This is a genomic window from Mycobacterium novum (assembly GCF_010726505.1).
Taxonomy (GTDB): domain Bacteria; phylum Actinomycetota; class Actinomycetes; order Mycobacteriales; family Mycobacteriaceae; genus Mycobacterium; species Mycobacterium algericum.
The window spans coordinates 774,103-799,669 of the sequence record NZ_AP022562.1; the positions used below are offsets into that span (position 1 = coordinate 774,103).

The following is a 25,567-nucleotide window of genomic DNA, read 5'->3' on the forward strand; positions in this document are numbered from 1 at the left end:
TCAGTCGGGGATACCGGCGCCGGACAGCGCGGGTACGGTGTCTTCGCGGCGCCGCAGCGAGGCGGCCGCGGCCTTGAATTGGGTGAGCTTGTCGATGATGGTCTGCCCCTCCGGGCGGTGTCCCCAGATGCTGATGCCCCGATGCGTCGTCGGCTCCCAGGTTCTTTCGTCGACGACGATCGGGTTCCAGCCGACTTCCCATTCGAAGCCCGACGGGGTCTCGGCGTAGTAGGACAGCTCACGGTCATTGGTGTGCTGACCAACCCCCAGCGCCATGCGGAAGCCGAGTTGCTTGACCCGCTGATAGGAGTCGGTCATATCGTCGAGATCGGCGACCTGGACGTTCAGGTGCTGGATGCGGGTGCGGATCGGGTTGATCGGGGCCCGGTTCGCCGCCGCGATCGCCACCGAGTGGTGACGTTGGTTGACCCGCAGGAACCGGATCTTGACCTTGACGCCGCTGAGCGTCTCGTCGATGAAATCGCTGAGCCGGGCGTCAAAGACCGTGTTGTAGTAGCCGCGCATCTGGTGCGGTTTCTTCGTGGTGATCGCCACGTGGCCGATCCCGGCCTCCCCGGTGACAAATCCGCCGCGCACCGCCATCGTCAGCGGCGTGGCAGCACTACCGGCCCGGGTGAAGATCTCCTGGGCCATGCCGTTCGGACCGGGAAACCGCGCCAGGCGTTCGACGCCGCGCAGTTGTGCTTCCTCAGCGGTGCCCTCGGTGACGGGTACGCCGCGTCGGGTGACGCGGGAGACGACTTCGTCGAACACGGCGTGGTCATCGAGTTGCCAGCCGAGTGCGGTGACGTCCTCGCCCGCACCGCGTTGCAACAGGAAGCGACAGTCGTTGTCATCGAGGCGAAACCGCATCACGTCGGCAAGGGTGTCATCGACGTGCAGACCGATCGCGTCACGGCCGAACCGGCGCCAGTCGGCGAACTTGCGCGTCTCGATGACGATATAGCCCAGGTGGACCCTGCCGAAGATCATTTGTCGAACACCGAGGGAGTGCCGAGGAATTCGTTGACCAGCCGGTTGAACAACTCGGCGCGTTCCCACTGCATCCAGTGGCCGGTGCGCGAGGTCATCACCAACTCGGCATTGGGCATCGTGTCGAGCAGCAGCGGGCCGCCGGCGGGCTTGTTGACCTTGTCGTCGCGACCCCACAGGTGTCCGCAGGCGACGGAGTCGCTTGTCACGGGTGAGGTCCATGCGCCACAGCGTGCGCAGCGCCAGCGGCCCCGACGGGCGGCGCAGCGGCGGGTTCGCCACCACCTCCGGGTCGATGGAGGCCTGATACCGCAAGTCGATCAGCTCGTCGGGCACCGATGCGCCGTCGTACACCAGGTAGTTGCGGATAAAGGCTTCGAGTTTGTCGCGGCTGGGGCCGTCGCCGCCGTAGTAGGACAGCAGGCTGTTCAGGCCTGCGGTCGGGGCACCGCGGGTGGTGCCGATGCCTCCGGGTCCCATCAGCACCAGCTTGTCGACCCGGTGGGGGGTATCCAGCGCCAGCCGCAGCGCGGCCGCGCCGCCGTAGGAGTTGCCGACCAGATGCGCGGTGGTGACGCCGAGTTGGTCGAGCAGGCCGCGGGTCATGTCGGCGAGGTAGCCGAATGGGTCGTGCCGATCCACACGCTTCACCGAGCGGCCGTAGCCAGGCATATCCGGCACGATCACCCGGAACCGCGCGGCCAGCGCGTCGATGTTGCGGGAGTAGTTTGACACCCCCGAAGCGCCCGGGCCCCCACCGTGCAGCATGACCACCGCCGGCCCGGCACCGGCCTCGGCGAAGAAGATCGGTTTCCCGGCGACGCTGACGCTGCGTTCGGTCAAAGCGGTGATCATGCGGCGGCTCCAATCGTGAGTGTGCCGAAGCCCGCAGGCGGTGCGGGCAGCTGTTGCCCGGATTCTGCTGCGGCATAGATGAATCCGTCGGGGCGCACGACCGCCGCGGCCGCCTTCCTCTGCTGCAGCCAGCGAACCAGGCTTGGTTCGCTGATCCGGATCGCCGGCACACCGGTCCAGGCGCGTGCACCCGGTGGCAACAGGCCGGTGTACACGATGGCCCACTGCCCAGCGAGCAGGTCGTCGAGGCGGACCGTCGCTCCGTGGCCGTCGGTCACCCACGGCTGCGGGATCTGCCATCCGAGCGCGCGGTGGCGGCCGGCGGCGAAGAATCCATCGGCGTAGCGGGCGTGTGGAATCCACATCTGTTTTTGGGCGGCGGCCTCCAATCCCGGAATTCGGGCCAGCGCGCGCAGCAAGTGGTTGCGCACCACGGCGGCGACCCGGTTGCGCTCGGTGATGATCCGTCCCACCCGGCAGGCGCGCCGGGTGGTTTCGATGACGTGCGGTTTGCGTTCGGCCTGGTAGGAGTCCAGCAGCGCGTCCGGCGCCTGTCCGCTGACGACGGCCGCCAGCTTCCAGCACAGGTTGGCCACATCACGCACGCCGGCGGACATCCCCTGCCCGATCCACGGAGGCATGGCGTGTGCGGCATCGCCGGCCAGGAAGACACGCCCCACCCGCCAGCGGTCGGCGACCCGGACATGGTGGCTGTAAATCACTGCCCGCAGGATCTTGACGTGGTCACCGGTGATGCCCTGATCGCCCAGCACTTTCCAGATCGCGTCATCGCGCAGCAGGTCCCGCTCGTCCTCGCACGCACGCGCCGGGTACTCCCAGCGGTGGTGACCCAGCGGCGTCGGGCAGTCGACCGTGGGACGGGCAGGGTTGCAGTGAAACCGCAACCGGTCGTGGGCATCCCACTCCTTGATCACCTTGGTGTCGATGACCACCCAACGTTCGGTGTAGGTTCGCCCGGTATAGCCGATGCCCAATTGTCCGCGGGTGGGCGAGGATCCGCCATCGGCGGCGATCACATACGACGCCCGGAATCGTTTGAAGGTGTCGGTGCGCAAGTCGGCCACCATGAGTTCGACGTCGTCCTCGCCGTCCAGCACCCGCAGGCATTCGTGCTCCAGCAACACGTCGACGCCGGCGAAGCGGGACACCCCTTCGCGCAGCACGTGGTCGACCGCGGGCTGATACAGAAACTGCTGGGGCGGATGCCCGGTGCCGCGGGGCCTGATCTTCAGGTCGATGAACGGCACGCCGGCGGTGTCGACGAAGTTCAGTGGCCGATCGGGCAGCATGTCGCGCTGCAGCCGATCCGCCAACCCGACGGATTGCCAGATCCGCATCACCTCGTCATCGGTCGAGATCGCCCGGGCGCGCCCATAGACATCGGAGTCTCGTTCGATCACAAGGACTTTCAAACCATAACGACCGAGGAGGTTCGCGGCGGTAGCACCGGTGGGTCCATAGCCGATCACGGCGACGTCATAAACGGTCATGCTGCTTCCCCAGTCACACAGACCTTGTTCTGTAGTGTTCATTACGGTAGTGTAGCGATCACTACAGTGTCAATATCCTGACCGTGGAGGGCCCGATGGCAGAACCGGCACAGCCGAAGCGTCGCCGCACTCGTGCCGATGGCGAGCTCTCGCGCAACAGCATTCTCGACGCCGCCACCGAGATCGCCGCCGAGCGCGGCTATGAGGGCACCAGCATCGCGTTGGTCAGCGCGAAGTGCGGTCTGCCGGCCAGTTCCATCTATTGGCACTTCAAGAACAAGGACGACCTGATCGCGGCGGTGATCGCACGCAGCTTCAGCAGCTGGCTGTCGGCGTGGCAGGTCCCCGAGGGCGGCACCGCCGAGCAGCGGTTCGCGTCGGTGGCGACTCGCGCGGCCAAAGCCCTGCAGGATTCCCCGGACTTCATCCGGCTCGGATTGATGCTGGCGCTGGAGCGCCGCCCGGTGGAACCGCGGGCCCGAGCCATGTTCCTCGACACACGTATCCAGGCACGCCGGCAACTCGTCAACGACTTTCGGGACTTCCTGCCCGAGCTGACCGAGGCCAATGTGCAGCAGCTGGCCGACTACGCATTGGCCGGCGCCGACGGGCTGTTCATCGCCAAGGAGATCGGTGGCGACACGGTGGACCTGCTGGCGCTGTTCGAACTGCACGGCCGCGCCATCTACGACACCGCTCACCGGTTGCTGCGCGAACAGGACGCCCGATGACCGGCGATCATCCCGGGCGGGCGCGCAATCCGCTGATTAAAGTCCATGATCTGGCCTGGCTGGAATTCGAGAAGCCGAACCTGGCGCGGGCCGAGATCTTCGCGCAGGCTTTTGGTTTCACGACCGCACTGCGCACCGACAACGAGCTGCAACTGCGTGGCGCCGACCCGGGGGCGCCGTGTGTGATCATTCGGCACGGCAACCGAAGCCGCTTTCATCGCGTGGCATTTCAGGCATCCGATGCCGGGGACTTGACCCGACTGGCCGACGCGACCGCCGGTCGCATCGCTTCGCTGCCCGACTCCACCGGCGGACTCGCTGTCGATCTGATCGACCCCGGCGGCCTACCGGTCCGCGTCGTCGCCGGCACCCGCCAGCTGCCCGCACTACCGGCGCAGACTGCGCACACCTACAACGTCGGCGCCGAATTGCGACGCGTCAACGCCACCCAGCGCCCGCCGCGCACACCGGCGATCGTGCAGCGCCTCGGGCACCTGGTGTTACAGCGCACCCGATACCGTCAGACGCTCGACTGGTATCTGGACACTCTCGGCATGATCGTCAGCGACTTCCTGTTCTTCCCCGGCCAGCGTGATCTCGGACCGACGATGAGCTTCATCCGCTGCGACCGCGGTTCGGCCCCGGCCGACCATCACACCCTGGCGCTCGCACTGGGTCCGGCCGACCGGTACGTGCACTCGGCGTATCAGGTCTGCGACCTCGACGCGCTGGCGGCCGGCGGCGAGCACCTTAAAGATCTGGGTTACCAACGGTCTTGGGGAATCGGTCGCCACATCCAGGGCAGTCAGATCTTCGACTACTGGCGCGATCCCGACGGTCTTCTGGTGGAGCACTTCACTGACGGGGATCTGTTCGACAACACCATGGAACCGGGCTGGGCGCCGTTCACCGCGTCCGGGCTGGCCCAGTGGGGGCCCCGGGCGAGCAGGGATTTCCTCGGCACCGGTGCCAGATCCGCCCCGCGAGAAGCCCGCGCGATCCTCAGCGCACTGCGCGGTCGCAACGAGTTCGGCGTCCGGCGCCTGGCCGGCCTGGCGAAAGTTGCCTCCTCATGACCATTTCCGTGCTCCGCACCTCCGACGGCTGGTGGGTGCGCACCCCGGCCGGCGCCGCCCGGATCGAGAGCCGCGCCACCACCACCGGGCAACTCCTGGCCAACCGGACCGCCATCGAGGCCGCGGCGAACAGCACCGACACTGTGCCGATTGACACTCTCGGAATGCTGTCCCCGGTGACCGCCCCGTGCCGGGTGATCGCCCAGATGACCAACTTCGCCTCGCACGTGCGCGACGCCGGCATGAATCCCGCGACGGTTCCCCTGACCTTCTTTCGCAAGGCCTCGGCGTCGATATCCGGTCCTTACGACGACATCGTCAAACCCGGCCACGTCAACCTGCTGGACTACGAGGTGGAAATCGGTCTGGTCATCGGACGCGACATCCCGGTCGGCGCAACGATTTCCGAGCGTGACCTACCCGACCTCATCGCCGGCCTGGTGGTCACCAACGACGTGTCCGCCCGCGACGTCCAGCTGCCGCAGACCCAGTTCTACGAGGCGAAGTCCTATCCTGGGTTCACCCCGGTCGGTCCGGCCCTGGTGCTGCTCGACGCGGCGGAGCTGGCACGGTTCGGGGAGCTGCGGCTGCGGCTGGCGGTCAACGGCAAGGTTCGCCAGAACATGACCGTGGCCGGCGACATGTTGTACCGGCCGCTGCAGGCGCTGCAGGCGCTGACCCGGTTCCAGAACCTCGCAGCCGGAGATTTGATCCTGACGGGCACCCCGATTGGCACCGCGCTGAGCGCACCACCCAAGCCGATCGAGATCCTCGGCTCAGTGCTGCCGCCGGCGCTCAAGTGGAAGACCTTCTTCAAGCGACAGGCCGGCAATCCGAAATACCTGCAAGACGGCGACGTCATCGAGGCCGGCGTGGCGACCGACGACGGCGCGATCGACCTGGGCACCCAGCGCAGCATCGTGCGGTACGCGGCGGCTCACTCGCCCGAATAGCTCCAAGCCCGCAACCGCTCGGCGATCTCGCCGAGATCAGCCAGCCCACCGGTGGCAACGGCGATCACGAACTCGAACCGGTCGTCCTCGGGCGCGCGGATCCCCACCTCGTTGATGGCGAGAAATGTCCGACATGCGGTCCAGGCCAGCCGCTTGTTGCCGTCAGCCAGCGCGTTATTGCGCGCCAGCGACTGCATCAGTGCGGCGGCCTTGACGTGCAGGTCCGCGTAGGCGTCCTCGCCGAACACCGACGCACGCGGGCGAGCCAACGCCGATTCGAGCAGGCCGTAATCCCGGACCGCGACGTCTTCGCCGACGGCGGCGCAGGCGATCTCAAGCAGGTCATCGAGATCCAGGTACTCGATCATGCGTCCTTCAGACGCTCCAGAACCCCTGCTTCCTCACGAACGACTCGCTGCAGTGTCTCGGAGACCTTGGCCTGATGCGTCCGGCGCGCAATGTACTCATCGATAGCCGCCAATGCGACGGCCTGCATCGACCGGCCCTCTGCGGCAGCCTGCCGCCGCAACGCCTCGGCCTGCTCGTCGCTGGTGCGCAGCGTCATGCCCATGACAAGCATGATACCGGATTGATACCACCCGGCTAAGCCACGTTCTCCTCGTCCTCGTCCTCGAGCATGCCGCCCAGCCGGTCGGTGATGATCTCCTCGGCCTCGGCCACGATCCGCGACACCAGCTCCCCGACGGTCGGGATGTCGTTGATCAGCCCCATCGCGGTGCCCACCGACCAAATACCGGCCTCGACGTCGCCGTCTTCGAAGACCTTGCGGCCCCGCACGCCGGCCACCAACTCCTGCACGTCGGGGAATTGGCCGCCCTTGTCCAGGATCTCGACGACCTCACGCGACACGGTGTTGGACGCCACCCGGGCGGTGTTGCGCAGCGGCCGGAAGATCAGCTCGGTGCCGCGCTCGTCGCCGGCGACGATGGCTTCCTTGACGTTCTGGTGGATGCAGGACTCCACGGTGCACATGAACCGCGACCCCATGTTGATGCCGTCGGCGCCCAACGCTAGCGCGGCGACCAGGCCGCGGGCGTCGGCGAACCCGCCGGAGGCGATCATCGGGATCTCGATCTGGGCGGCCGCGGCCGGGATCAGCACCAGACCCGGGATGTCGTCTTCGCCGGGATGCCCGGCGCACTCGAAGCCGTCGATGCTGATGCCGTCGACCCCGAGGCTCTGCGCCTTGACCGCGTGGCGCACCGAGGTGCATTTGTGCAGCACCTTGATGCCGTTGTCGTGAAACATCGGCAAGTGTGGCGCGGGGTTGGACCCGGCGGTCTCGACGATCTTGATACCGGCGTCGACGATCACCTGGCGGTACTCGTCATAAGGCGGCGGGTTGATCGTCGGCAGGATGGTCAGGTTCACCCCGAACGGGCGGTCGGTCAGATCCCGCGTCTTGGCGATCTCGTTGGCCAGATCCGCCGGGGTCGGCTGGGTGAGCGCCGTGAGAAACCCGAGGGCGCCCGAGTTCGCTACCGCCGCAACGAGTTCCGCGCGGCCCACCCACTGCATGCCGCCTTGGGCGATGGGATGCTCGACCCCGAAGACCTCGGTGAATTTCGTCGTGATGGTCATATCGGCTCCTTAGTTCTGCTCAAAACTCGTCGCGCACGCGCTCATCGGGGTGCCATGCGGATCGCGCCGTCGAGGCGGATCACCTCGCCGTTGAGCATAGGGTTGCTGATGATGTGCTCGGCCAGCGCGCCGTACTCGTCGGGGTCGCCGAGCCGAGCCGGGTGCGGCACCTGCCCACCGAGCGAGCGCTGCGCCTCCTCGGGCAGCGAACCCAGCAGCGGCGTCTTGAACAGACCGGGCGCGATGGTGCAGACCCGGATCAGCTCGCGGGACAGATCCCGCGCGATCGGCAGCGTCATGCCGACCACGCCGCCCTTGGACGCCGAGTAGGCGGCCTGGCCGATCTGTCCGTCGAACGCGGCCACCGAGGCGGTGTTGATGATGACGCCGCGCTCCTCCCCGACCGGCTCGGTCTTGGCGATCCGCTCGGCGGCCAGCCGCAGCACGTTGAACGTGCCGATCAGGTTGACCTGCACGACCTTGGTGAACTCCTCTAGCGGGAACGCGCCGTTTTTGCTCAGCGTCTTGATCGCGTTGCCGATGCCGGCGCAGTTGACGTTGATGCGCAGCGGCCCCAGCGATTCGGCGACGTCCAGGGCCGCGGTGACAGCCTCGGCATCGGTGACGTTGGCCTCGGCGAACCGGGCCCGGTCACCGAGTTCGGCGACCGCGTCGGCGCCCCGCAAGTCGATCACCACCACCTGCGCACCGGCGTCGAGCAGGCGTTTCGTCGTCGCCAAGCCCAGCCCGGAAGCGCCTCCGGTGACGACCGCCACCGCATCCTTGATCTGCACGTGCCATCCCTTCGTCGACCAACCACCTGGTTGGTCGGGACTATACCCAGTCCCCCAGGATGGTGTCGTTGTCGGCCCCCAGTACCGCCGGCGGCGTCGGGACGTCGGGAACGCTGCGGGAGAACCGCGGCGCCGGCCTGGGCTGCAGATAACCGTCGACGTCGTAGAAGGTGTCGCGTTCGGCGATGTGCGAGTCGGCCAGCACCTCGCCGAACGCCAGCACCGGCGCCACACAGGCATCGGAGGTGGCGAACACCTTCGCCCAGTGGTCACGGTCGTGCGCGGCGAACGCCTTGGTGAACACCTCGCGCAGCTCCGGCCAGCGGCTGGTGTCGTTCTGCGCGGGCAGCTCCGCCGGGTCCAGCCCCAGCTTGGCCAGGAGTTCGGCGAAGAACTGCGGCTCGATCGCGCCCACCGACATGTAGCGACCGTCGGAGCACTCGTAGGTGTCGTAGTAGGGGGCACCGGTGTCGAGCATGTTGACACCGCGCTCGTCGCTCCAGAGGCCTTGCGCACGGAAGCTCCACATCATCGCCCCGAGCATGCTGGAGCCGTCGACCATCGCCGCGTCGATCACCTGCCCCTTGCCCGAGCTCTGGCGCTCCCACAGCGCCGAGAGGATCCCGACCAACAGGAACATCGATCCGCCGCCGAAGTCGCCGGCCAGGTTCAGTGGCGGCACCGGGCGCTCGCCCTTGCGGCCGATCGAGTGCAGCGTGCCGTTGAGCGAGATGTAGTTGATGTCGTGGCCGGCCTGCAGCGCGCGCGGCCCGGTCTGCCCCCAGCCGGTCATCCGGCCGTAGATCAGCTTGTCGTTGATCTTTGCGCAGTCCTCCGGTCCCAGTCCCAGCCGCTCGGTGACACCCGGACGGAAACCCTCGATCAGCACGTCGGCCTTGGCGACCAGTTTGAGCACCAGGTCGCGGCCCTCCGGCGACTTCAAGTCGGCGGTCACCGAACGCCGGTTGCGCAGCATGGTGTCCTTCGACGCCTCGGCGCCGAATTTGGGCGGCCGATCGACGCGCACCACGTCGGCTCCCAGGTCACCGAGGATCATCGCCGCGTGCGGCCCCGGCCCGATCCCCGCCAGTTCGATGACCCGCAAGCCCGCCAGTGGTCCCGCCATAACCGCCTCCTCGTCGTCTGCGCCTGTGATGTGCATCCTAAGGTGACACTCATGACGACTATCGACTCCGGGATCGACACCCTGGCACCGGTGGAGGGGCTGTCCGTGACCCTGGCCGACGGCGTGCTGTCGGTGACCATCGACCGCCCCGACAGCCTGAACTCGCTGACCACCGGCGTCCTGGCCGGCATCGCCGACGCCATGGAAGGCGCCGCCCGCGATCCCCGGGTGCGGGCGGTGCGCCTCGGCGGCGCCGGACGTGGCTTCAGCTCGGGCGCAGGGATCAGTGCCGAGGACGCCTCCGACGGGGTGCCGACGGAGATCATCGTCGAGGCCAACCGCGCGATCCGGGCGATCGTGGCGCTGCCGCGGCCGGTGGTGGCCGTGGTCCAAGGCCCGGCTGCCGGTGTCGGGGTGTCGCTGGCGCTGGCCTGCGACCTGGTGCTGGCCTCCGACAAGGCATTTTTTCTGTTGGCGTTCACCAAGATCGGGCTGATGCCCGACGGCGGTGCCTCGGCTCTGGTCGCCGCGGCGGTCGGCCGGATCCGGGCGATGCGGCTGGCGCTGCTGGCCGAACGGCTGCCGGCCGCTGAGGCTTTGGAATGGGGATTGATCAGCGCGGTGTACCCGGCCGAGGAGTTCGACGCCGAGGTGGACAAGGCACTGGCCGGGCTGCTGGCCGGGCCGGCGGCGGCATTCGCCAAGACCAAGCACGCCATCAACGCGGCGACGCTGACCGAGCTGGATGCGACGCTGGACCGCGAGTACGTCGGCCAGTCGATTCTGTTGAGCGCCCACGACTTCCGGGAAGGCACCCGGGCGTTTCAGGACCGGCGCACGCCGAACTTCACCGACTCCTGAGGGTTGGGTTCGTACCCCGCGAGAGTGCGTAATCCCGGTTAAAACGTCGGCGTGTCGACCGGGGACGCGCACGCTCGCGACAAAAATGGGGCGGCTACATCCCGAAGATCGAGGGCAGCGCGAGCACCATCACCAGCCCCCACACCAGATGTGTCAGCACCGGCGCCAACACCCCACCGGTGGCGCGGCGCTCGATGGCGCACACCGTGCCGAGCACCAGCGCGGCGACCCCGATCATCAGATTTCCGGCGGCCATCATCGCCGCAATGTAGAGCAGCGTCGAGAACACCAGCGGGTAACGGCGGCCGAACGCGCTGAAAAGCGCACCGCGGAAGAACATCTCCTCGGCGATCGCATTGACGATGGCGATCAGCACCACCAACCGCCAGGAGACGTGGGTGGTGTAGTCCAGGATCGCGATCACCTGGTCGGCCAGCGGAGGAATCTGCTGCACCACCAGCCCGGCCAGCAAGAACACCCCGCCGAGCACCAGTCCGACGCCGGTACCGGTGAACACCGGCCGCTCGTTGCGGCCCCGGAACCGCACCGCGCCGAGGTGCAGCGGACCGGCCACCACCGCGCCCACCGCCCAGATCACCGCCAACGCCAGCGAGAGCTGGTAGAACGCCGCGTCGCCGGGGTTCTTGGTGTGCATGAAAGCCAGCACCGCGGCGCCGAGCAGCACCACCACCGCGACGACGACACGACGACGCTGCACGACGGCCCGTGACTCGTGGTACGGCGCGGAGACCTTGGACAAGATGTCGGTGAACTCACGCAGCAGGCCGGGCCGGGCCGAACTGGTCTGGGTCATGCCCTAGAACGTAGCGGCCCGACACCGCTCGGTGGCCTGATTGCGTCAGTTCGCCCGGTGCACTTCGATCAGCCGCCGATAGGCCGCGGCGTTGTGCCGGTTATTGCGGATCTCGGCCTCGCTGAGCTCCCGTCGCACCCGGCCCGGCACCCCCGACACCAACGACCGCGGCGGCACCACCGTGCCCTGCGGGATGACCGCACCGGCCGCGATCAGGGAGCCCGCACCCACCACAGCACCGTTGAGGATGATGGCTCCCATCCCGATCAGCGAGTCGTCCTCGACGGTGCAACCGTGCAGCACCGCGTTGTGCCCGACGCTGACGCGGGCCCCGACCCGGATCGGGAACTCCTTGTCGACGTGGATGGTCACCCCATCCTGGATGTTGGTGTCGACGCCGATCTCGATCGGCTCCACCTCGGCGCGCAGCGTGGCCGAGTACCAGACGCTGGCCCGGGCGGCCAGGCTGACCTGGCCGATGAGGCTGGCGTTGGGCGCCACCCACGACTCGGGGTGAAGCTGCGGGGCGTGCCCGCGAATCGGAATGATCAGCGGCCCGGTCACCGGGCCTTCCACACCGGTGCACGCTTCTCGGCGAACGCCCGCGGCCCCTCCTTGGCGTCCTCGGAGCGCAGCAACGCACTGAACTCACGGCCGGTCCGGGCCCAATCGGCCGCCTCACCGGCCATGACACCGTCGTCGACGCCGTAGGCGATCCGCTTGCTGGCCCGCACCGACAACGGTGCGTTGCCGGTGATCCGTTCCGCCAGTTCCAGCGCTGCCTCCAGCGCCCCGCCGTCGGCGACCACCTGGTTCACCAGCCCCCAGCGGGCGGCGTCGGCGGCCGACATCGGCTCCCCGGTGTAGAGCAGCTCCAGGGCGATCTTGCGGGGCAGCTGGTCGATGATGCGGAACACCCCGCCGGCGCCGGCGATCAGGCCCCGTTTGACCTCGGGCAGCCCGAACTGGGCGCGCTGCTCGGCGATCACCAGGTCACTGGCCAGCGCGATCTCGGTGCCGCCGCCCAGCGCGGTGCCGTTGACCGCGGCGATGGTGGGCTTGTCGATGAAGTGCTGTACGTAGCCGGCGAAACCCCACTCCGGGTGTTCGGGGTGATAGATGTTCTCCCGGTTGGCGATCGCCTTGAGATCGGCTCCGGCGCTGAAGGATTTGTCCCCGGCGCCGGTGAGCACCACCGCCCGCACCTCGTCGTCGCTCTGCGCCTGCGCCAACGCGTCGCCGATCCCCGCGCTGACCGCGCCGTTGATGGCATTGCGGGCTTCGGGCCGGTTGATGGTGATCAGCAGGACGCCACCGTCGCGCCGCTCGACGAGAACGGCCCCATCACTCACAGCAGCTCCATCACTCACAGCAGCTCCAGGATGGTGGCGTTGGCCTGACCGCCGCCCTCGCACATGGTCTGCAGGCCGTAACGAATTCCGTTGGCGCGCATGTGGTACAGCATGGTGGTCATGATCCGGGCGCCGGACCCGCCCAGCGGGTGGCCGAGCGCGATCGCCCCGCCGTTGGGGTTGAGCTTCTTCGCATCCGCGCCGATCTCGGCCAGCCAGGCCATCGGCACCGGGGCGAACGCCTCGTTGACCTCGAACACCCCGATCTCGTCGACGCTCAGGCCGCTGCGCTGCAGCGCCTTCTGGGTGGCCGGGATCGGGGCGCTCAGCATCATCACCGGGTCGGCGCCGGCCAGCGTGGCGGTGTGCACCCGCGCCAGCGGGGTCAGCCCCAGCTCGCGGGCCTTGGCCGCCGACATGAACAGCAGCGCCGCTGAACCGTCGGAGATCTGACTGGAGTTGCCGGCGTGGATCACACCGTCCTCCTTGAACGCCGGCTTGAGCTGGGCCATCTTCTCGACGGTGGTGCCACGCCGGATGCCCTCGTCGGCGTCGACTGTGCTGTCTGGGTTGCCCGCAACCGTGATGCCCACGATCTCGTCTTTGAACGCACCGGAATCCTGTGCGGCGGCAGCTTTCTCGTGCGAGGCCAGCGCGAACTCGTCGAGCGCGGTGCGGTCCAGTCCCCACTTCTCGGCCATCATCTCCGCGCCGATCCCCTGGTTGGGGGTCTGGCTGTAGCGGTGGCGGAACGCGTCGGGGTAGGGGTGCCCGCCGTTGGCCAGCGACGAGCCCATCGGGGTGCGCGACATCGATTCGACGCCGCCGGCGACGACGACGTCGTAGTGGCCGGCGACCACACCGGCGGCGGCGAAGTGCACCGACTGCTGGCTGGATCCGCACTGGCGGTCCACCGTCACCCCGGGCACCGTCTCCGGCCAGCCGGCGGCCAGCACCGCGGTGCGCCCGATGTCGAGGGCCTGCTCGCCGGCCTGCATCACGCAACCCCAGATCACGTCGTCGACCAAGGCGGGGTCCACACCCGCCCGGGTGACCAACCCGTTGAGCACCTGGGCGGACAGTTCCGCCGGGTGGACCCCCGACAGACCGCCGTTGCGCTTGCCGATCGGCGAACGCACCGCTTCTACGATGACTGCTTCGGCCATGGGTGCTCTCCTTTGTCAACGAAGGTTCGTGACGTCGATTGTCAACCAACCCACCGAGGACACTCACGGGCGGGGTCGCCAGAGCCTGGTCAGCCGACCGGATTGAACTCCAGGTGCAGCTCCTGCAGGCCTCGCATGATGAAGGTCGGCTCGTAGCTGTAACGGCGGGCGTCGGGCGGACCGTGGCGCTCCTCGCAGATGCGGATGTCGGCCATCCGGTCCAGGATGCGGTTGAGCGAGATCCTGCCCTCGGCGCGGGCCAGCGGCGAGCCCGGGCACGAGTGCACTCCGCGCCCGAACGCCACGTGCTCGCGCACATTGGCTCGGTCGACCCGGAACTCGGCAGGGTCGTCGAACTTCCGTGGGTCGCGGTTGCTGGCGCCCGGCAGCAGCATCACCGTGGTGCCGGCCGGAACGGTGACGTCGCCGACCGTCGTGGTGGTGCGCGCCATCCGGAAATGCGCCTTGACGGGGCTCTCGGTGCGCAGTGTCTCCTCCAGGAACACCGGGATGCGGCTACGGTCGCTGCGCAGCAACGCCTGGATGTCGGGCTGTTCGGCGATCACCCGCAACCCGGCACTGAGCAACTTGACGGTGGTCTCCTGGCCGGCGGCGAACAGGAACGTCGACACCCGCACCACGTCGATGACCTCCGGTGTCGACCCGTCCTGATATTTCGCCTGGGCCAGTTCGGTCAGCACGTCGCCGCGCGGCTGCCTGCGCCGGTCTTCGATGTAGGCGGAGAACATGTCGTCCAGCCACTGCAGCGGGTTGTGAGAGACCGGGTCGTCGTCCAGGGAGCCCACGTGCTCGCCGGCCATCACCCGGCGGAACTCCTGATGGTCGGCGGTGGGCACCCCGAGCAAGTCCGCGATGACCAGCATCGAGAACGGTTTGGCGTAATCCTCGATGAACTCGGTGCTGCCGCGGGCGACGAATCTGTCGAGTTGCTCATCGGCCAGCCGCCACATGAACTCCTCGTTCTCCTTGAGCCGCTTGGGGGTGAGCAGCCGACTCAGCAGGCCCCGGGTTCGGGTGTGCTCGGGCGGGTCCTGGGTGACGATGTGCTCGCTCATCGGGATCTGGTCCCGGTGCTTCTCGATCAGCTCACTGACGTCGTCACCGGTGGGCTCGAACGACAGGCCGGAGAACGGGCCGGCCACCGAGACGCACGCGGAGAACGCCGGATCCTTGTACACCGCAAGGGCTTCGGCGTGTCCGGTGACGGCGAGAACCCCCTGGTGCGGTTCGTGCACGATCGGGCACTTGGCCCGCAGATGGTCGAAATACGGGTACGGGTCGGGGATCAACGACTGGTCGGTGAAGAAGTCGACCGACTCGAAATCGCTCACGGGGCGCCTCCTACGCTGCTCACTGCACCATCTCGGTGACGGCGGTCACCTGGGCATCAGAAATGTTCATGATCTGCTCGAGGTTCTCGGCGATGTCCTCTGCGCTCAGCGGCGACTTCGTGATCCCCGCGGTACGCACCACGGCGAGCCGAGCGACGCCACCCATGCCGATCTGCAGCACCTCGCCATTGAGCGGGCAGTCCTCATGTGCCAGGAAAGCCGCTGCGGGCGCGCATAATTCCGGCGGCATGCTGGCGTTGATGGTGTTCATGACGTCCGTGGGGATGGACAGCTGAGCGGCCACGGAGTCCGAGTGCGACGCGGACATCCGGGTGTTGGCGCGCGGCGCGACGGCGTTGACGCGGATGCCGTGCCGGATGCCCTCGGTCGCCAGATTGCGAGTCAGACCGAACACCGCCCCTTTGGCGGCGCCGTAGCTGGTCAGCTCGGAGATGCCGCCGAGCATGGCTTCGGAGACCGTGTTGACCACGCGGCCGTAGCCCGCCGCGACGAAATGCGGCCACGCGGCGCGACAGACCGCCACGGTGCCCAGGTAGTGCACGTCGAGCATGCGGCGGAACTGCTCGACCGAGAGCTCCGTGAAGAGGCCGGGGTCGTGGATGCCAGCGTTGTTGACCACCACGTCGATTCGGCCGAACGTCTCGATCGCGGTGTCGATGATCGTCTGCGCGTCTTCTGGTTCGGCGACCGACGCATAACACGCGACCGCCCGACCCCCGCTCTCGGAAATCTCACGCACCACCTCGTCGGCCGGTTCCGGCGAGGAGCCGCCGCCGTCGATGCCGACGCCATGATCGGCAACGATGACGCGAGCGCCCTTGGCCGCCAGCAGCTTCGCGTGGCTGCGTCCCACCCCGCGCCCGGCGCCGGTGACGACGGCGACGCGTTCGTCAAAGCGCAGCGGGGTCATACGGCATCGAAGAGCACCGGCAGCGACGTGGGCGAGCGGAACACCTGGCCGCGGATGTGCGGGTCTGTCCCGTCGGGGTCCAGCCGAAGATTCGGCAGCCGGTCGAACATCGCCCCGAGCGCGTCGCGCATCTCCATGCGGGCCAGGTGGCTGCCCAGGCAGACGTGGGCGCCGTGGCCCCAGGATGCGTGGACTTTGGACTCGCGGAAGATGTCGAACGCGTTCGGGTCGGCGTAACGGTCTTCCTGACGGTTGGCCGCCCCCAGCATCGGCATCACCGCGGAGCCGGCCGGAATCTGCACGCCACCGAGTTCGGTGTCGCGGCTGGCCACCCGGGTGATCGTCAAAAGCGGTGCGTCCCAGCGCACCCCCTCTTCGATGGCCTGCGGCAGCAGCGACCGGTCGGCCCGCACGGCGTCGAGTTGGTCGGTGTGGGTCAGCAGTGCGAACAGCAGGTTGCCCAGCGAGCGGTAGGTGGTCTCGATGCCTGCCGGCAGCAGCAGCCGCAGAAACGAGAAGATCTCCTCGTCGGCGAGCTTCTCGCCGTCGATCTCGGCGTCTGCCAGCCGGCTGATCAGGTCATCCCGCGGCTGGCCGCGCCGAGCGGCCAGGATCGGGGCGAAGTAGTCGCGTAACGCCTCCGATGCGGCGCGCCCACGCTCGGGGTTGATGGTGAAGGACAGCAGCGAGATGGACCAGCGCTGGAACTGCTCGTAATCCTGCTCGGGCAGGCCCAGTATTCGGGAGATGATCCGGGTCGGGTACTCGAAGTTGAACTCCTTGACCAGATCGGCGTGGCCGCGACCGGCGAAGCGATCGATCAGCAGATTGGCGACCGGTATCACCAGCTCGTGTTCCCAGCCGGCAACCGCCCGCGGCGAGAACGCCTTGGACACCAGCGCACGCTGCCGGCCGTGTACCGGCTCGTCCATGCCCAGCATCACGGTCTTGCCGAGCACATCGCCGAAGGTGTCGATGACGATCGCCGACGAGAATGTCTCGTTGTCGCGCAGCATCGCGATCACATCCTCGTGCCGGTACACCATGAACACCGGTTTGGACTCCTCGTGCGGCATCCCGGAGATGTCGATGCGCTGCACCGGATCCTCACGGCGCAGCCGGGCCAGTTCGGTGTAGGGATCCCGGACGTCTCCCGAAACCACGTCGTCGAAGGCTCCGAAATCCTCCAGGTCGTCAAACAACTGCATCATTGCTCCTCTTAACCCGCCGCTTGATTCGGCGGTCCAGCTTCGGCTCTCCTCCGTCGAGCCTCGCTAACCGCCGGGTAAGCAACGGATTTGATCTCGGTGTACTGGTCGAACCCCGCGGTGCCGTTCTGGCGGCCGACGCCGCTGGCCTTGTAGCCGCCGAAGGGTGTGTCGGCGCCGTAGCCTGCCGCCCCGTTGATGCCGAGGAATCCGGCGCGCAGCCGTTTGGCCACGGCCAGGCCGTGTTCCACCGAGCCCGACATGACGTTGCCGGCCAGCCCGTACACGCTGTCGTTGGCGATGCGCACCGCGTGGTTCTCGTCGTCGTAGGGAATGACCGCCAGCACCGGGCCGAAGATCTCCTCTTGGGCAATCGTCATGGAATTGTCGACGTCGACGAACAGCGTTGGCTTGACGAAGAATCCCCGGTCGAGCCCATCGGGCGGCTCGGCTCCCCCAACCAGCAGCTTGGCGCCCTCGGCGATGCCCTTGTCGATGTAGCCGCGGATCCGGCTGCGCTGTTTGGCCGAGATCACCGGCCCGCACAACGTCGCCGGATCCTGCGGGTCGCCGGGGGCGACGCCCTCATAGATGCCCTGCAGGATGGCGACGCCCTCGGCGTAGCGCGACCGCGGCAACAGCAACCGGGTCGGGTTGGCACAGCCCTGGCCGGCGTGCACGCACGGTGCGATGCCCATCATGGCGCCCAGTCCGAGATCGGCGTCCTCCAGCACGATGGTCGCGGATTTTCCGCCGAGTTCCAGAAAGAGCCGTTTCATGGTCGCCGCGCCCTTCTCCATGATGCGTTTGCCCACCGCGGTGGATCCGGTGAACGAGATCATGTCGACTTTGGGCGACAGCGTGAGCTCCTCCCCGATCAGCGGGTCCGACGCGGTGACCACGTTGACCACACCCGCCGGGATATCGGTGTTCTCGGCGATCAGCCGACCCAGCCGGGTGGCGTTGAACGGGGTGTCCGGTGCCGGTTTGAGAACCACGGTGTTGCCGGTCGCCAGCGCCTGGCCGATCTTGTGGATGGTCACTTCGAAGGGAAAGTTCCACGGCACGATGGCGCCGACCACGCCGACGGCCTCCCGCCACACCATGCGGGTGGTGTTGGCGCCGGTCACCGAGACGAACGCGTCTCCCAGCGACGTCTCCCACGGGTAGTCATCGATCAGCTGGCCCGGGAATCTCAGGGCATCCGAGAGCGGTGCGTCGAGTTGCGGGCCGTAGGTGATGGCCCGCGGGCAGCCGGCCTCTGCGATGAGTTCCTCGCGCAGCTTCTCCTGTTCGCCTTCCAGCGCCTGCTGTAACTGCACCAGACAGCGCTGGCGGAACTTGTGATCGACCGACCAGTCGGTGTCGTCGAAGGCACGCCGGGCCGCGTCGATCGCCCGGTGCATGTCGGCCGCGGATGCGTCAGCGACCTCGCCCAGCACCTCCTCGGTGGCCGGGTTGACGTTGCTGAACGTGCCGGCTTGCCCGTCGACGAGTGCGCCGTCGATCATCATCTTGGATTCGAAGCGCGGGTGCTCAGCCATGTGCGTCCTTGCTCAGCGCGCCGAAGCGCGGTAGCCCCATCATCACCCGGATCATCTGATGCAGGCCCGGGCCGGGCAGTAACCGGTTGGCGATCAACAACATTCGCGCATCGGGGCCAACCGGGCGCCGGACGAACGGCTTCCGTGACCCCAGCGCCTTGGCCAGTCCATCGGCGAACCGTTGCGGTGAGCGAGCGGCGACCTTCATCGCGAAGCGGCCCCGTTTGTCCATCGTGGCGTGGTGGCGCGCATAGGGCCCGGTGAAGTCGCGACAGTCGGTGGTGCCGGCGTCGGTGATGATCTCAGTGTCGTAGGTGCCGGTGACCAGGATGGTGACGCCGAGACCGAACGGGGCGATCTCGCCGGCCAGCGATTCCCCCCACCGCTCCAAGGCGCCTTTGGCCGCGGAGTACGCCGCGGTGGCGGGCATGCCGCGCACCCCGCCCTGACTCGACACCAGCACGATCCGGCCCCGCCCGGCCGCCCGCATCGACGGCAGCAGCGCGTTGGTCAGGGCGACCGGCCCGAACACCGAGGTCGCGAACATCCGCTCCCACAGTTCGGCCGGTGTTTCCTCGGCCATTCCCGCCGCCGAGATCCCGGCGTTGTGTACGACAGCATTCGGGGCGCCGACCGCGGCTTCGATCGCCTTGGCCGCCGCGGCGACCGACGCGGCATCGGTGAGGTCCAACGGGATCCCGATCAGCCGGGCATCGTCGTCACCCGCGCCGGTAGCCTCCCGCAGCGCGGGCAGTCCCCGGTCCGGCGATCGCATCCCGGCCACCACCCGCCAGCCCCCGCGATAGAGGTGAGCCGCCGATGCCAACCCGAGTCCCCGCGAGGCACCGGTGATGACAACAGTGCGGGGCTCACCCATTGCCGGGTCCGCAGCGGTCTCCGTCGGCGCCCAGTTCGACGTCCGGGCGCCCGTCCGGCTGGCCGCTCAACCAGGTCGACCAGATGCCCACCGAGTAGGGGCCGGGTTGGCCCTGCTTTTCGTAGAAGCCTTGCGGGTCATAGATCTTGGCTTCGGGGTAGGGCCATGCACACGCCACGGTCCGCGACAGGTGGGCGGCTTTGACCAGGGCGAACGTGCCGCCGTAGCAGAAGTAGCCGAGGTTGATCAGCACCAGCATCACCGTGAACATGCCGAGGGTCGGGCGGCTGGCGAAGATTTTCGCCCGCTGGGCCAGTTTCTCGGCCACGGTGCGGCCGGTGTCGTCGCGGTAGAGCAGCACGCCGGCCGGCACCATCACGAAGTTGACCGCGAGTATCTCGAAGATGAACGGGAACTGGTGGGTCTGGCCGACGAAGATCGAACCGAACGGGACCTGGGAGTAGATGTACATTCCGGTCTGCACCAGGGTGATCTCCAGCGCCGCGTCCAGCAGCATCCCGAAGGGCAGGATGCAGATCGCCAGGCTGATCAGCGGGTGGCGCCACACGAAGGAATCGACGGGCCGACGCGCCTGAATCCGGCGCAGCAGCCAGATCCCCGGGAAGTAGGGCAGCAGGTAGAACATGATGTAACCGAGGACCACGAACGGCTCGACGGTCGGTGACAGTGACACCAGCGGCCAGTCCTCGGGCAGGTGATGCAATTCGGGGTTGTAGACCGCGAACGGCGCCCAGTTCATGATCGGGTCCTGCCAGACGATCAACGTGGTGACGATGCCCATCAGCAACACCGGGTGATAGGGGTGCCGGCGCCACGCGATCACGTAGGTGATGGTGATGCCGAGCATCACCACGACGGTGAACGCCTCCAGGACTCCGAGCCAGTGCTCGAACCCGAACAGCACCGGCACCGGCCGCGGCGGCGGTGTCTCGGTGACCGCGGCGTTGCGGACCCGATCCGAGCTCAGGCCGGTTTCGGCGTTGGCGAGCAGGAAGGCAAGGAAGCCGAACGCGGCTGCCGCCCAGGCCCATACCCACGGTGATCCCTTACGGGGTTCCGCGGGCGCGGGGCGGGTCGACGACGGCGCCGTCTGCTCTGCGGTCATGGCTTATTCCTCTCCGAAACGGTCGACGAGATGCGAGTTGACGCCGTCGGCGTCGAGCCTGCGGGCCACCAGGTAGCCGGCGCCCATCCAGGCCCGGCGCGTCCAGTTTCCGAACGACACGCGGGTGCCCGGGGCGCCGGAGGCGGCGGGCATCATCTTCACCCGCTCCAAGGCCTCTTTGACCCCGCGCGGGCTCAACGGGTGGGCGTCGCCCAAGGCCCGCACCAATGTCATTGCGACGTCGCGGTTGACCACCGACACGCACCACTCGGTGCGGCGGCCGTAAGCCCGCTGGTAGTCGTCGAGGAAGGCCTGGCCGACCGGATTGCCCTCGTCATACTGGTCGATACCGGTCCAGCCCAAAAAGGCGTTCCACATGACCGGGTTGATCCAGGCGTTCTGGAACGCGGTGCTGGTGAATCGCGGCGGATCCCAGTTCAGCTCCTGCAACGCCGGATTGATGAAGACGATCCCGAATCCGAAACCGCAGTGCACAATGGCTGGCGCCTTCGCCTCGTACAGGGCGCGCACCGCCGCCGAGACATCTTGTGCGGTCTGCGCGATCGTGGCTTCGGCGACGATCCGGATGCCCTTGCGCCGGCACGCGTCACGGAAGTTCTTCAGGTAGGTCTCGCCGACCAGCGACTGCTCCTTGAGCACCCCGACTTCCGCGTGTCCGCCTTTGGCCAGCAGGTCCGTCCAGAAGATCGGCTCGTCGGTCAGGGAGCCCTGCGGGAACGCGAAGAACCACTCGCCCAGCGCGTCGTCGGAACCGGTGACGCTGATGCACGGCACCTTGAAACGTTCCTCGATCGCCTCGCTGGTCGGCACGCAGTTGTCGGTGATGTGCGGCCCGAATATCGCCAGGCAGCCCTCGTCGCACAGTTCGCCATAGGCGTCGATGACGGCTTTGACCGAGCCCTTGGGCAGCCCCTCGACCTCGCGGTAGACGATCTCGACCGGCCGGTCCAGCAGTCCCTGTTCGGTCGCCTGCCCGAAGACCAGGTCGAACGGCTGGGTCAGGTCCTCGAAATAGGTTCTCGGGAAGCCTTCGGGGAGCCGGAAGTCCATCAGATAGCCGATCTTGATCGGTTCCGCCGTGCTCTCGTAGGACATCGCGCCTCCGTGACGAACCTAATATTTGTTCAGACCCTAGCGTGCGGTTGGGTGACCGTCAATCACCGCTCCGGCAGGTACACGTCGATCATCTCCACCAGACCGCCGGTCACGACGGAGTCGTCGGTCAGCGGGCCCGCAATGGCGGCGCGGGCGGCCTCACGAGGGGCCAGGCCCTCGGCGATGAGCCGCCCGGCGGCGATCAGTACCCGTGTCGATGCCACTTCGCGCAGGCCCCCGGTCTCCACCCGCCGAATCGCCTGTCCCAGCCGGACCAGCTCAGCGGCGCGCTCGTGGTCCACACCGGCCTCGCAGGCGACGATCTTCTCCTCGACGTCGGTTGCGGGGAAGCCGAATTCGATGGCCACCATGCGTTGCCGGGTCGAGTCCTTGAGGTCCTTGAGCACACTCTGGTAGCCCGGGTTATAGGAGACCACCAGGCCGAACCCCGGTGCGGCGTCGAGCGTCAATCCGAGCCGCTCGATCGGCAGCTGGCGGCGGTGATCGGCCAGCGGATGCAGCACCACGGTGGTGTCCTGGCGCGCCTCCACCACCTCATCGAGATAGCAGATCGCACCGTCACGCACCGCCCGCGTCAGCGGCCCGTCGACCCACTCGGTGTCGCCACCGCGCAACAGGAACCGGCCGACCAGATCGGCAGTGGTCAGGTCATCGTGGCAGGCGACGGTGATCAGCGGCCGGTCGAGGTCGTGGGCCATCGCCTCGACGAAACGGGTCTTGCCGCACCCGGTGGGGCCTTTGAGCACGATCGACAACCCTTGCCGGTAGGCCGCTTTGAAGACCTGCTCCTCGTTGCCGGTGGACACGTAGTAGGGGCGCGGGCCACGGACCGCAGTTGCCATGTCGTTCATACCCTTCTCTTCACGCCACACGGCGTCGTAAGTCGGCGGAGCACAATGCCGAACGGAACAGCGGCCCGATGACCCGGTTGAGTTGGTCGAGCCGGGGAATGGTGGCGTGCGCGGCGCTGCCGAACACCCGGCGCAGCTCGTCGGCATCGGTGGCCGCCCCGACGGTCAGGCACAGACAGCCGGTTCCGGAGCGGCGCGCCTCGGCCAGGGCGCGGCGGGCGTCGGCGGCACCGTAGCCGCGCTCGTAGCCGTGGTCGTAGGCCAACCCGTCGGAGATCACCACGAGCAGTCGCCGCGGGGTACCGGCACGGCGTTCCAGGACGGCGGAGCCGTGCCGGATCGCGGCGCCCAGCCGCGAGTAGGCACCGGGCTTGAGGCCCTGTAACCGCCTCATCGCAAGAGCGCCGAATGCGTCGTCGAAGCGCTTCACCGGCCGCAGGTGCACTGCCGATCGGCCCTGGGAGTGAAATGCGTAGAGCGCCAGTCGATCCCCCAGGTCGTGTAGCGCGGTGGCCAATGCCGCGGCCGCCGCGCGCTGCTGCGCGTGGACGGTTTGACCGACGGTGCCGGGCTCGTCTGCCGAGCCGGAGACGTCCAGCAGTATCAGCACGGACAGATCACGGCGGCGGCGCAGGCTGTCCAGGTAGACCGCCTCGTCGGGCGCCGACCCGGCCAGCACTTCGACCCGGCCCTCGATCGCGGCGTCCAGGTCGATGTCGTCGCCCTGCGCCTGCCGGTGGTAGCGGTCCAAGCCGACGCCGAGCCGGGCCAGCGGCCTGCGCAATCCGTAATCGGCCGGCCGCGGCACCGGACCGAGATCCGGGGTCGGCGCGACTTCGGATACGGTGCACCAGTTCTGCCGGTAACACCGGCGATGAACATCCCATTCGTGATACGTCGCGCCTGCGGCGTCGCCGGCTGCGGTGTCGTCGTCGACCGCACCGACAGTGGCCGACGACACCGCGCTGCCGCCCCGCCGCCCGGAGCGGGTCCGGTGCGTGGGCGAATCCGCGCCGGGTGGCCCGCCTCCGCCGAGCCGACGGGTGACCTGGAGCATCTTGGCGACCAGCCGGCCGAGAGCACCGCTGCCCCCGACCGGACTCGAGAAGATGTCCACCGTGTCGTCGGCGCCCTCGGTGTCGGCGTCGTCGTCGAGCTCGGACAGCGGCCTGCGCTGGTTGCGCGGCTGATGCGCCACACCGGCATTCGCCTTGTCGGCATTTTTGTGCTCGGCCAACAGCTTTCCCGGGTGAATGGCACCGAATGCGGATACGGGAACGCCGTTGACCTCGTCGGCCAGTTCCAACGACTCGACGGGAGATCCGCTGCGGGCGGCCAGCTCGTGGTCGATCAGCGACGCGACCGCGGGCGGCAGCAGCTCAGCGTTGGCCATCAGCGCCCGATGCCCTTCGATCGCAAGGTAGCGGGCCGCCAGCGCACGCCGCCGCACCAGTTTGCGCACCACGCCGCGCTGCAGGCTTCCGGCCGACAGCAGGCAGGCCTGGACCGCCACCGCCTCGAGCTGACGGGCCCCAGGCAGGCCCGCATCGACGAAGACAGTCTTGCCGTCGGTCCACGCGCGTTCACCGGCACCGGCGGCCATCACCTGAACCGGGAGCCCGGATAGCGCGGACGCCAACAGGTTCCAGCGCTGCACCGATTCGGCTGCTTCGTGGGGGCTCGTCACGGACTCCCTCATCCGCCAGTTGACCAAATATCTGTTCCACCGTAGAGTCCGGCGGGACCGCAGTCAATCAGTTCGAGGGGTAGGCGCCGCGATGATCGACTTCACCGACCGGGTCGTCGTCGTCACCGGCGCAGGACGCGGCCTGGGCCGGCTCTACGCGCTGGAGCTGGCTCGTCGCGGCGCCTCGGTAGTGGTCAACGACCTCGGTGGGTCGATGGGCGGCGACGGCGCCGATAGCAGTATCGCCGACCTGGTGGTCGACGAGATCACTGCTGCCGGCGGCGTCGCCGTGGCGTCGCACGACTCGGTGGACAGTCCCGCGGGCGGCGAGGCGATCATCGCGACCGCCGTCGAGCGATTCGGCCGGCTGGATGCCGTGATCAGCAACGCCGGGATCTTCAACAGCATTGCGTTCGAGGACATCTCCGCCGACGACTGGCGCCGCATGTTGCGGGTCCACCTCGACGGTGGCTTCTACCTGAGTCAGCCGGCCTACCGGATCATGGCGAAGCAGGGGTATGGCAGATTCGTGTTCGTCTCGTCGTCCGGTGGGATGTTCGGCCAGCCACTGGAAGCCCACTACGCCGCCGCCAAGGCCGGATTGGTCGGGTTGTCGAATGTCATCGCGATCGAGGGCGCCGCACACGGCATCGCGTCCAATACGGTACTGCCGTTCGGGTTTTCCCGGATGGTCACCGATACGGTCGGCGACCCCGAAGCGGTGGAGAAGACCGGGTTTCTGCAGGCCATTCGCCCCGAGTTGGTGGTGCCGATGGTGGTCTATCTGGCCAGCCGGGACTGCGAGCTCACCCATCAGAACTACTCGGCTTGCGCCGGCCGGTTCGCGCGGGTCTTCATCGGCCTCGGGCACGGCTGGCTCGCCGAAGCCGATGACTTACCCACCGCCGACGACATCGCCGCGAATCTGGCGCGGGTGGCCGCGACGGATCCGTTCACCGTTCCCGGCTCCATCTTCGAAGAGGTCTTCGGCGTCTGCGACCGGCTCGGCATCGCATGAAC

At 67.9% G+C, this 25,567-nt stretch carries 25 protein-coding genes and 1 pseudogene; 5 read left to right on the plus strand and 21 right to left on the minus strand.

All coding sequences use genetic code 11. From position 1 onward, the window contains the following. From G6N19_RS03495 to G6N19_RS03505, 3 genes and pseudogenes are all read right to left on the minus strand, one after another. On the minus strand, positions 1 to 993 hold the full coding sequence (locus G6N19_RS03495) for a VOC family protein (RefSeq protein WP_193465769.1): 993 nt from the start codon (positions 991 to 993) through the stop codon (positions 1 to 3). Between the two features lie 138 nt (positions 994 to 1,131). After that, positions 1,132 to 1,848, minus strand: a pseudogene (locus G6N19_RS03500) (alpha/beta fold hydrolase); the annotation flags it as partial. Beyond that, positions 1,845 to 3,359: a bifunctional 3-(3-hydroxy-phenyl)propionate/3-hydroxycinnamic acid hydroxylase gene (locus G6N19_RS03505; RefSeq protein WP_193465770.1), complete on the minus strand. Its 1,515-nt coding sequence runs from the start codon at positions 3,357 to 3,359 to the stop codon at positions 1,845 to 1,847. The pseudogene G6N19_RS03500 and the gene G6N19_RS03505, both read right to left, overlap by 4 nt. A gap of 95 nt (positions 3,360 to 3,454) precedes the next feature. Here G6N19_RS03505 and G6N19_RS03510 point away from each other — a divergent pair, with 95 nt between their 5' ends. From G6N19_RS03510 to G6N19_RS03520, 3 genes are read left to right on the plus strand one after another with little or no spacing between them, the layout of a single operon-like run. After that, entirely contained in the window at positions 3,455 to 4,090 is a 636-nt protein-coding gene (locus tag G6N19_RS03510) for a TetR/AcrR family transcriptional regulator (protein ID WP_013828071.1), read from the plus strand. Next, positions 4,087 to 5,166 carry a VOC family protein gene (locus tag G6N19_RS03515; protein ID WP_193465771.1) on the plus strand — a complete coding sequence of 360 codons (1,080 nt, stop codon included), beginning with the start codon at positions 4,087 to 4,089 and terminating at the stop codon, positions 5,164 to 5,166. The genes G6N19_RS03510 and G6N19_RS03515 overlap by 4 nt, the downstream gene beginning before the upstream one ends. Beyond that, a complete protein-coding gene (locus G6N19_RS03520; protein WP_193465772.1) occupies positions 5,163 to 6,119 on the plus strand; it encodes a fumarylacetoacetate hydrolase family protein in 957 nt (318 codons plus the stop codon). The genes G6N19_RS03515 and G6N19_RS03520 overlap by 4 nt, the downstream gene beginning before the upstream one ends. Here the strand turns inward: G6N19_RS03520 and G6N19_RS03525 are convergent. From G6N19_RS03525 to G6N19_RS03545, 5 genes are read right to left on the minus strand one after another with little or no spacing between them, the layout of a single operon-like run. Beyond that, a complete protein-coding gene (locus G6N19_RS03525; protein ID WP_193465773.1) occupies positions 6,104 to 6,487 on the minus strand; it encodes a type II toxin-antitoxin system death-on-curing family toxin in 384 nt (127 codons plus the stop codon). The genes G6N19_RS03520 and G6N19_RS03525 overlap by 16 nt on opposite strands. Then, entirely contained in the window at positions 6,484 to 6,690 is a 207-nt protein-coding gene (locus G6N19_RS03530) for a hypothetical protein (RefSeq protein ID WP_013828067.1), read from the minus strand. Before G6N19_RS03530 ends, G6N19_RS03525 begins: the two co-directional genes overlap by 4 nt. A 32-nt stretch (positions 6,691 to 6,722) precedes the next feature. Next, positions 6,723 to 7,721: an NAD(P)H-dependent flavin oxidoreductase gene (locus tag G6N19_RS03535; protein WP_193465774.1), complete on the minus strand. Its 999-nt coding sequence runs from the start codon at positions 7,719 to 7,721 to the stop codon at positions 6,723 to 6,725. 41 nt (positions 7,722 to 7,762) lie between these two features. Then, positions 7,763 to 8,515, minus strand: coding sequence for a 3-hydroxyacyl-CoA dehydrogenase (locus G6N19_RS03540; RefSeq protein WP_013828065.1), 753 nt, complete (start codon positions 8,513 to 8,515; stop codon positions 7,763 to 7,765). Between the two features lie 40 nt (positions 8,516 to 8,555). Continuing rightward, positions 8,556 to 9,641 (minus strand): CaiB/BaiF CoA transferase family protein, encoded by a 1,086-nt coding sequence (locus G6N19_RS03545; RefSeq protein WP_193465775.1) that lies wholly within the window; start codon positions 9,639 to 9,641, stop codon positions 8,556 to 8,558. Between the two features lie 51 nt (positions 9,642 to 9,692). Between G6N19_RS03545 and G6N19_RS03550 the strand changes: the two genes are divergently transcribed. Further along, the gene (locus G6N19_RS03550; protein ID WP_013828063.1) at positions 9,693 to 10,502 is read left to right on the plus strand and encodes an enoyl-CoA hydratase; all 810 of its coding nucleotides are present in this window, start codon (positions 9,693 to 9,695) and stop codon (positions 10,500 to 10,502) included. A gap of 94 nt (positions 10,503 to 10,596) precedes the next feature. Here G6N19_RS03550 and G6N19_RS03555 read toward each other — a convergent pair whose 3' ends face one another. The 13 genes from G6N19_RS03555 to G6N19_RS03615 form a co-directional block, all read right to left on the minus strand. After that, positions 10,597 to 11,316 carry a CPBP family intramembrane glutamic endopeptidase gene (locus tag G6N19_RS03555; RefSeq protein ID WP_013828062.1) on the minus strand — a complete coding sequence of 240 codons (720 nt, stop codon included), beginning with the start codon at positions 11,314 to 11,316 and terminating at the stop codon, positions 10,597 to 10,599. Positions 11,317 to 11,361: 45 nt separating this feature from the next. Further along, positions 11,362 to 11,880: a gamma carbonic anhydrase family protein gene (locus G6N19_RS03560; protein WP_193465776.1), complete on the minus strand. Its 519-nt coding sequence runs from the start codon at positions 11,878 to 11,880 to the stop codon at positions 11,362 to 11,364. Then, positions 11,877 to 12,668, minus strand: a complete 792-nt coding sequence (locus G6N19_RS03565) for a crotonase/enoyl-CoA hydratase family protein (RefSeq protein ID WP_013828060.1) — start codon at positions 12,666 to 12,668, stop codon at positions 11,877 to 11,879. The genes G6N19_RS03560 and G6N19_RS03565 overlap by 4 nt, the downstream gene beginning before the upstream one ends. Positions 12,669 to 12,682: 14 nt before the next feature. Beyond that, positions 12,683 to 13,834, minus strand: coding sequence for a thiolase family protein (locus G6N19_RS03570; RefSeq protein ID WP_013828059.1), 1,152 nt, complete (start codon positions 13,832 to 13,834; stop codon positions 12,683 to 12,685). An 89-nt stretch (positions 13,835 to 13,923) separates the two neighbouring features. Then, the gene (locus tag G6N19_RS03575; RefSeq protein ID WP_193465777.1) at positions 13,924 to 15,186 is read right to left on the minus strand and encodes a cytochrome P450; all 1,263 of its coding nucleotides are present in this window, start codon (positions 15,184 to 15,186) and stop codon (positions 13,924 to 13,926) included. 19 nt (positions 15,187 to 15,205) lie between these two features. Further along, positions 15,206 to 16,117: an SDR family NAD(P)-dependent oxidoreductase gene (locus tag G6N19_RS03580; protein WP_193465778.1), complete on the minus strand. Its 912-nt coding sequence runs from the start codon at positions 16,115 to 16,117 to the stop codon at positions 15,206 to 15,208. After that, on the minus strand, positions 16,114 to 17,328 hold the full coding sequence (locus G6N19_RS03585) for a cytochrome P450 (protein WP_041317368.1): 1,215 nt from the start codon (positions 17,326 to 17,328) through the stop codon (positions 16,114 to 16,116). Before G6N19_RS03585 ends, G6N19_RS03580 begins: the two co-directional genes overlap by 4 nt. Positions 17,329 to 17,336: 8 nt before the next feature. Beyond that, positions 17,337 to 18,839, minus strand: coding sequence for an aldehyde dehydrogenase family protein (locus G6N19_RS03590; RefSeq protein WP_193466290.1), 1,503 nt, complete (start codon positions 18,837 to 18,839; stop codon positions 17,337 to 17,339). A 22-nt stretch (positions 18,840 to 18,861) separates the two neighbouring features. Continuing rightward, complete coding sequence (locus G6N19_RS03595; RefSeq protein WP_193465779.1) at positions 18,862 to 19,746, minus strand: SDR family oxidoreductase; 885 nt, start codon at positions 19,744 to 19,746, stop codon at positions 18,862 to 18,864. Beyond that, on the minus strand, positions 19,739 to 20,872 hold the full coding sequence (locus G6N19_RS03600; RefSeq protein ID WP_013828053.1) for a spirocyclase AveC family protein: 1,134 nt from the start codon (positions 20,870 to 20,872) through the stop codon (positions 19,739 to 19,741). Before G6N19_RS03600 ends, G6N19_RS03595 begins: the two co-directional genes overlap by 8 nt. Positions 20,873 to 20,875: 3 nt before the next feature. Further along, positions 20,876 to 21,988 (minus strand): ABC transporter substrate-binding protein, encoded by a 1,113-nt coding sequence (locus G6N19_RS03605; protein WP_013828052.1) that lies wholly within the window; start codon positions 21,986 to 21,988, stop codon positions 20,876 to 20,878. A 62-nt stretch (positions 21,989 to 22,050) separates the two neighbouring features. After that, positions 22,051 to 22,860, minus strand: coding sequence for a CbbQ/NirQ/NorQ/GpvN family protein (locus G6N19_RS03610; protein WP_013828051.1), 810 nt, complete (start codon positions 22,858 to 22,860; stop codon positions 22,051 to 22,053). A gap of 10 nt (positions 22,861 to 22,870) precedes the next feature. Next, positions 22,871 to 24,463, minus strand: a complete 1,593-nt coding sequence (locus G6N19_RS03615; protein ID WP_232062647.1) for a nitric oxide reductase activation protein NorD — start codon at positions 24,461 to 24,463, stop codon at positions 22,871 to 22,873. Between the two features lie 175 nt (positions 24,464 to 24,638). On the opposite strand from G6N19_RS03615, the gene G6N19_RS03620 reads away from it, so the two are divergent. Further along, on the plus strand, positions 24,639 to 25,565 hold the full coding sequence (locus G6N19_RS03620; RefSeq protein WP_193465780.1) for an SDR family NAD(P)-dependent oxidoreductase: 927 nt from the start codon (positions 24,639 to 24,641) through the stop codon (positions 25,563 to 25,565). Positions 25,566 to 25,567: the final 2 nt, after the last annotated feature.

Coding starts and splice junctions, on each gene's coding strand:
- G6N19_RS03495 (WP_193465769.1), bottom strand. CDS start 993: ATGATCTTCGGCAGGGTCCACCTGGGCTATATCGTCATCGAGACGCGC.
- G6N19_RS03505 (WP_193465770.1), bottom strand. CDS start 3,359: ATGACCGTTTATGACGTCGCCGTGATCGGCTATGGACCCACCGGTGCT.
- G6N19_RS03510 (WP_013828071.1), top strand. CDS start 3,455: ATGGCAGAACCGGCACAGCCGAAGCGTCGCCGCACTCGTGCCGATGGC.
- G6N19_RS03515 (WP_193465771.1), top strand. CDS start 4,087: ATGACCGGCGATCATCCCGGGCGGGCGCGCAATCCGCTGATTAAAGTC.
- G6N19_RS03520 (WP_193465772.1), top strand. CDS start 5,163: ATGACCATTTCCGTGCTCCGCACCTCCGACGGCTGGTGGGTGCGCACC.
- G6N19_RS03525 (WP_193465773.1), bottom strand. CDS start 6,487: ATGATCGAGTACCTGGATCTCGATGACCTGCTTGAGATCGCCTGCGCC.
- G6N19_RS03530 (WP_013828067.1), bottom strand. CDS start 6,690: ATGGGCATGACGCTGCGCACCAGCGACGAGCAGGCCGAGGCGTTGCGG.
- G6N19_RS03535 (WP_193465774.1), bottom strand. CDS start 7,721: ATGACCATCACGACGAAATTCACCGAGGTCTTCGGGGTCGAGCATCCC.
- G6N19_RS03545 (WP_193465775.1), bottom strand. CDS start 9,641: ATGGCGGGACCACTGGCGGGCTTGCGGGTCATCGAACTGGCGGGGATC.
- G6N19_RS03550 (WP_013828063.1), top strand. CDS start 9,693: ATGACGACTATCGACTCCGGGATCGACACCCTGGCACCGGTGGAGGGG.
- G6N19_RS03555 (WP_013828062.1), bottom strand. CDS start 11,316: ATGACCCAGACCAGTTCGGCCCGGCCCGGCCTGCTGCGTGAGTTCACC.
- G6N19_RS03570 (WP_013828059.1), bottom strand. CDS start 13,834: ATGGCCGAAGCAGTCATCGTAGAAGCGGTGCGTTCGCCGATCGGCAAG.
- G6N19_RS03580 (WP_193465778.1), bottom strand. CDS start 16,117: ATGACCCCGCTGCGCTTTGACGAACGCGTCGCCGTCGTCACCGGCGCC.
- G6N19_RS03585 (WP_041317368.1), bottom strand. CDS start 17,328: ATGATGCAGTTGTTTGACGACCTGGAGGATTTCGGAGCCTTCGACGAC.
- G6N19_RS03590 (WP_193466290.1), bottom strand. CDS start 18,839: ATGATGATCGACGGCGCACTCGTCGACGGGCAAGCCGGCACGTTCAGC.
- G6N19_RS03595 (WP_193465779.1), bottom strand. CDS start 19,746: ATGGGTGAGCCCCGCACTGTTGTCATCACCGGTGCCTCGCGGGGACTC.
- G6N19_RS03600 (WP_013828053.1), bottom strand. CDS start 20,872: ATGACCGCAGAGCAGACGGCGCCGTCGTCGACCCGCCCCGCGCCCGCG.
- G6N19_RS03605 (WP_013828052.1), bottom strand. CDS start 21,988: ATGTCCTACGAGAGCACGGCGGAACCGATCAAGATCGGCTATCTGATG.
- G6N19_RS03610 (WP_013828051.1), bottom strand. CDS start 22,860: ATGAACGACATGGCAACTGCGGTCCGTGGCCCGCGCCCCTACTACGTG.
- G6N19_RS03615 (WP_232062647.1), bottom strand. CDS start 24,463: ATGGCCGCCGGTGCCGGTGAACGCGCGTGGACCGACGGCAAGACTGTC.
- G6N19_RS03620 (WP_193465780.1), top strand. CDS start 24,639: ATGATCGACTTCACCGACCGGGTCGTCGTCGTCACCGGCGCAGGACGC.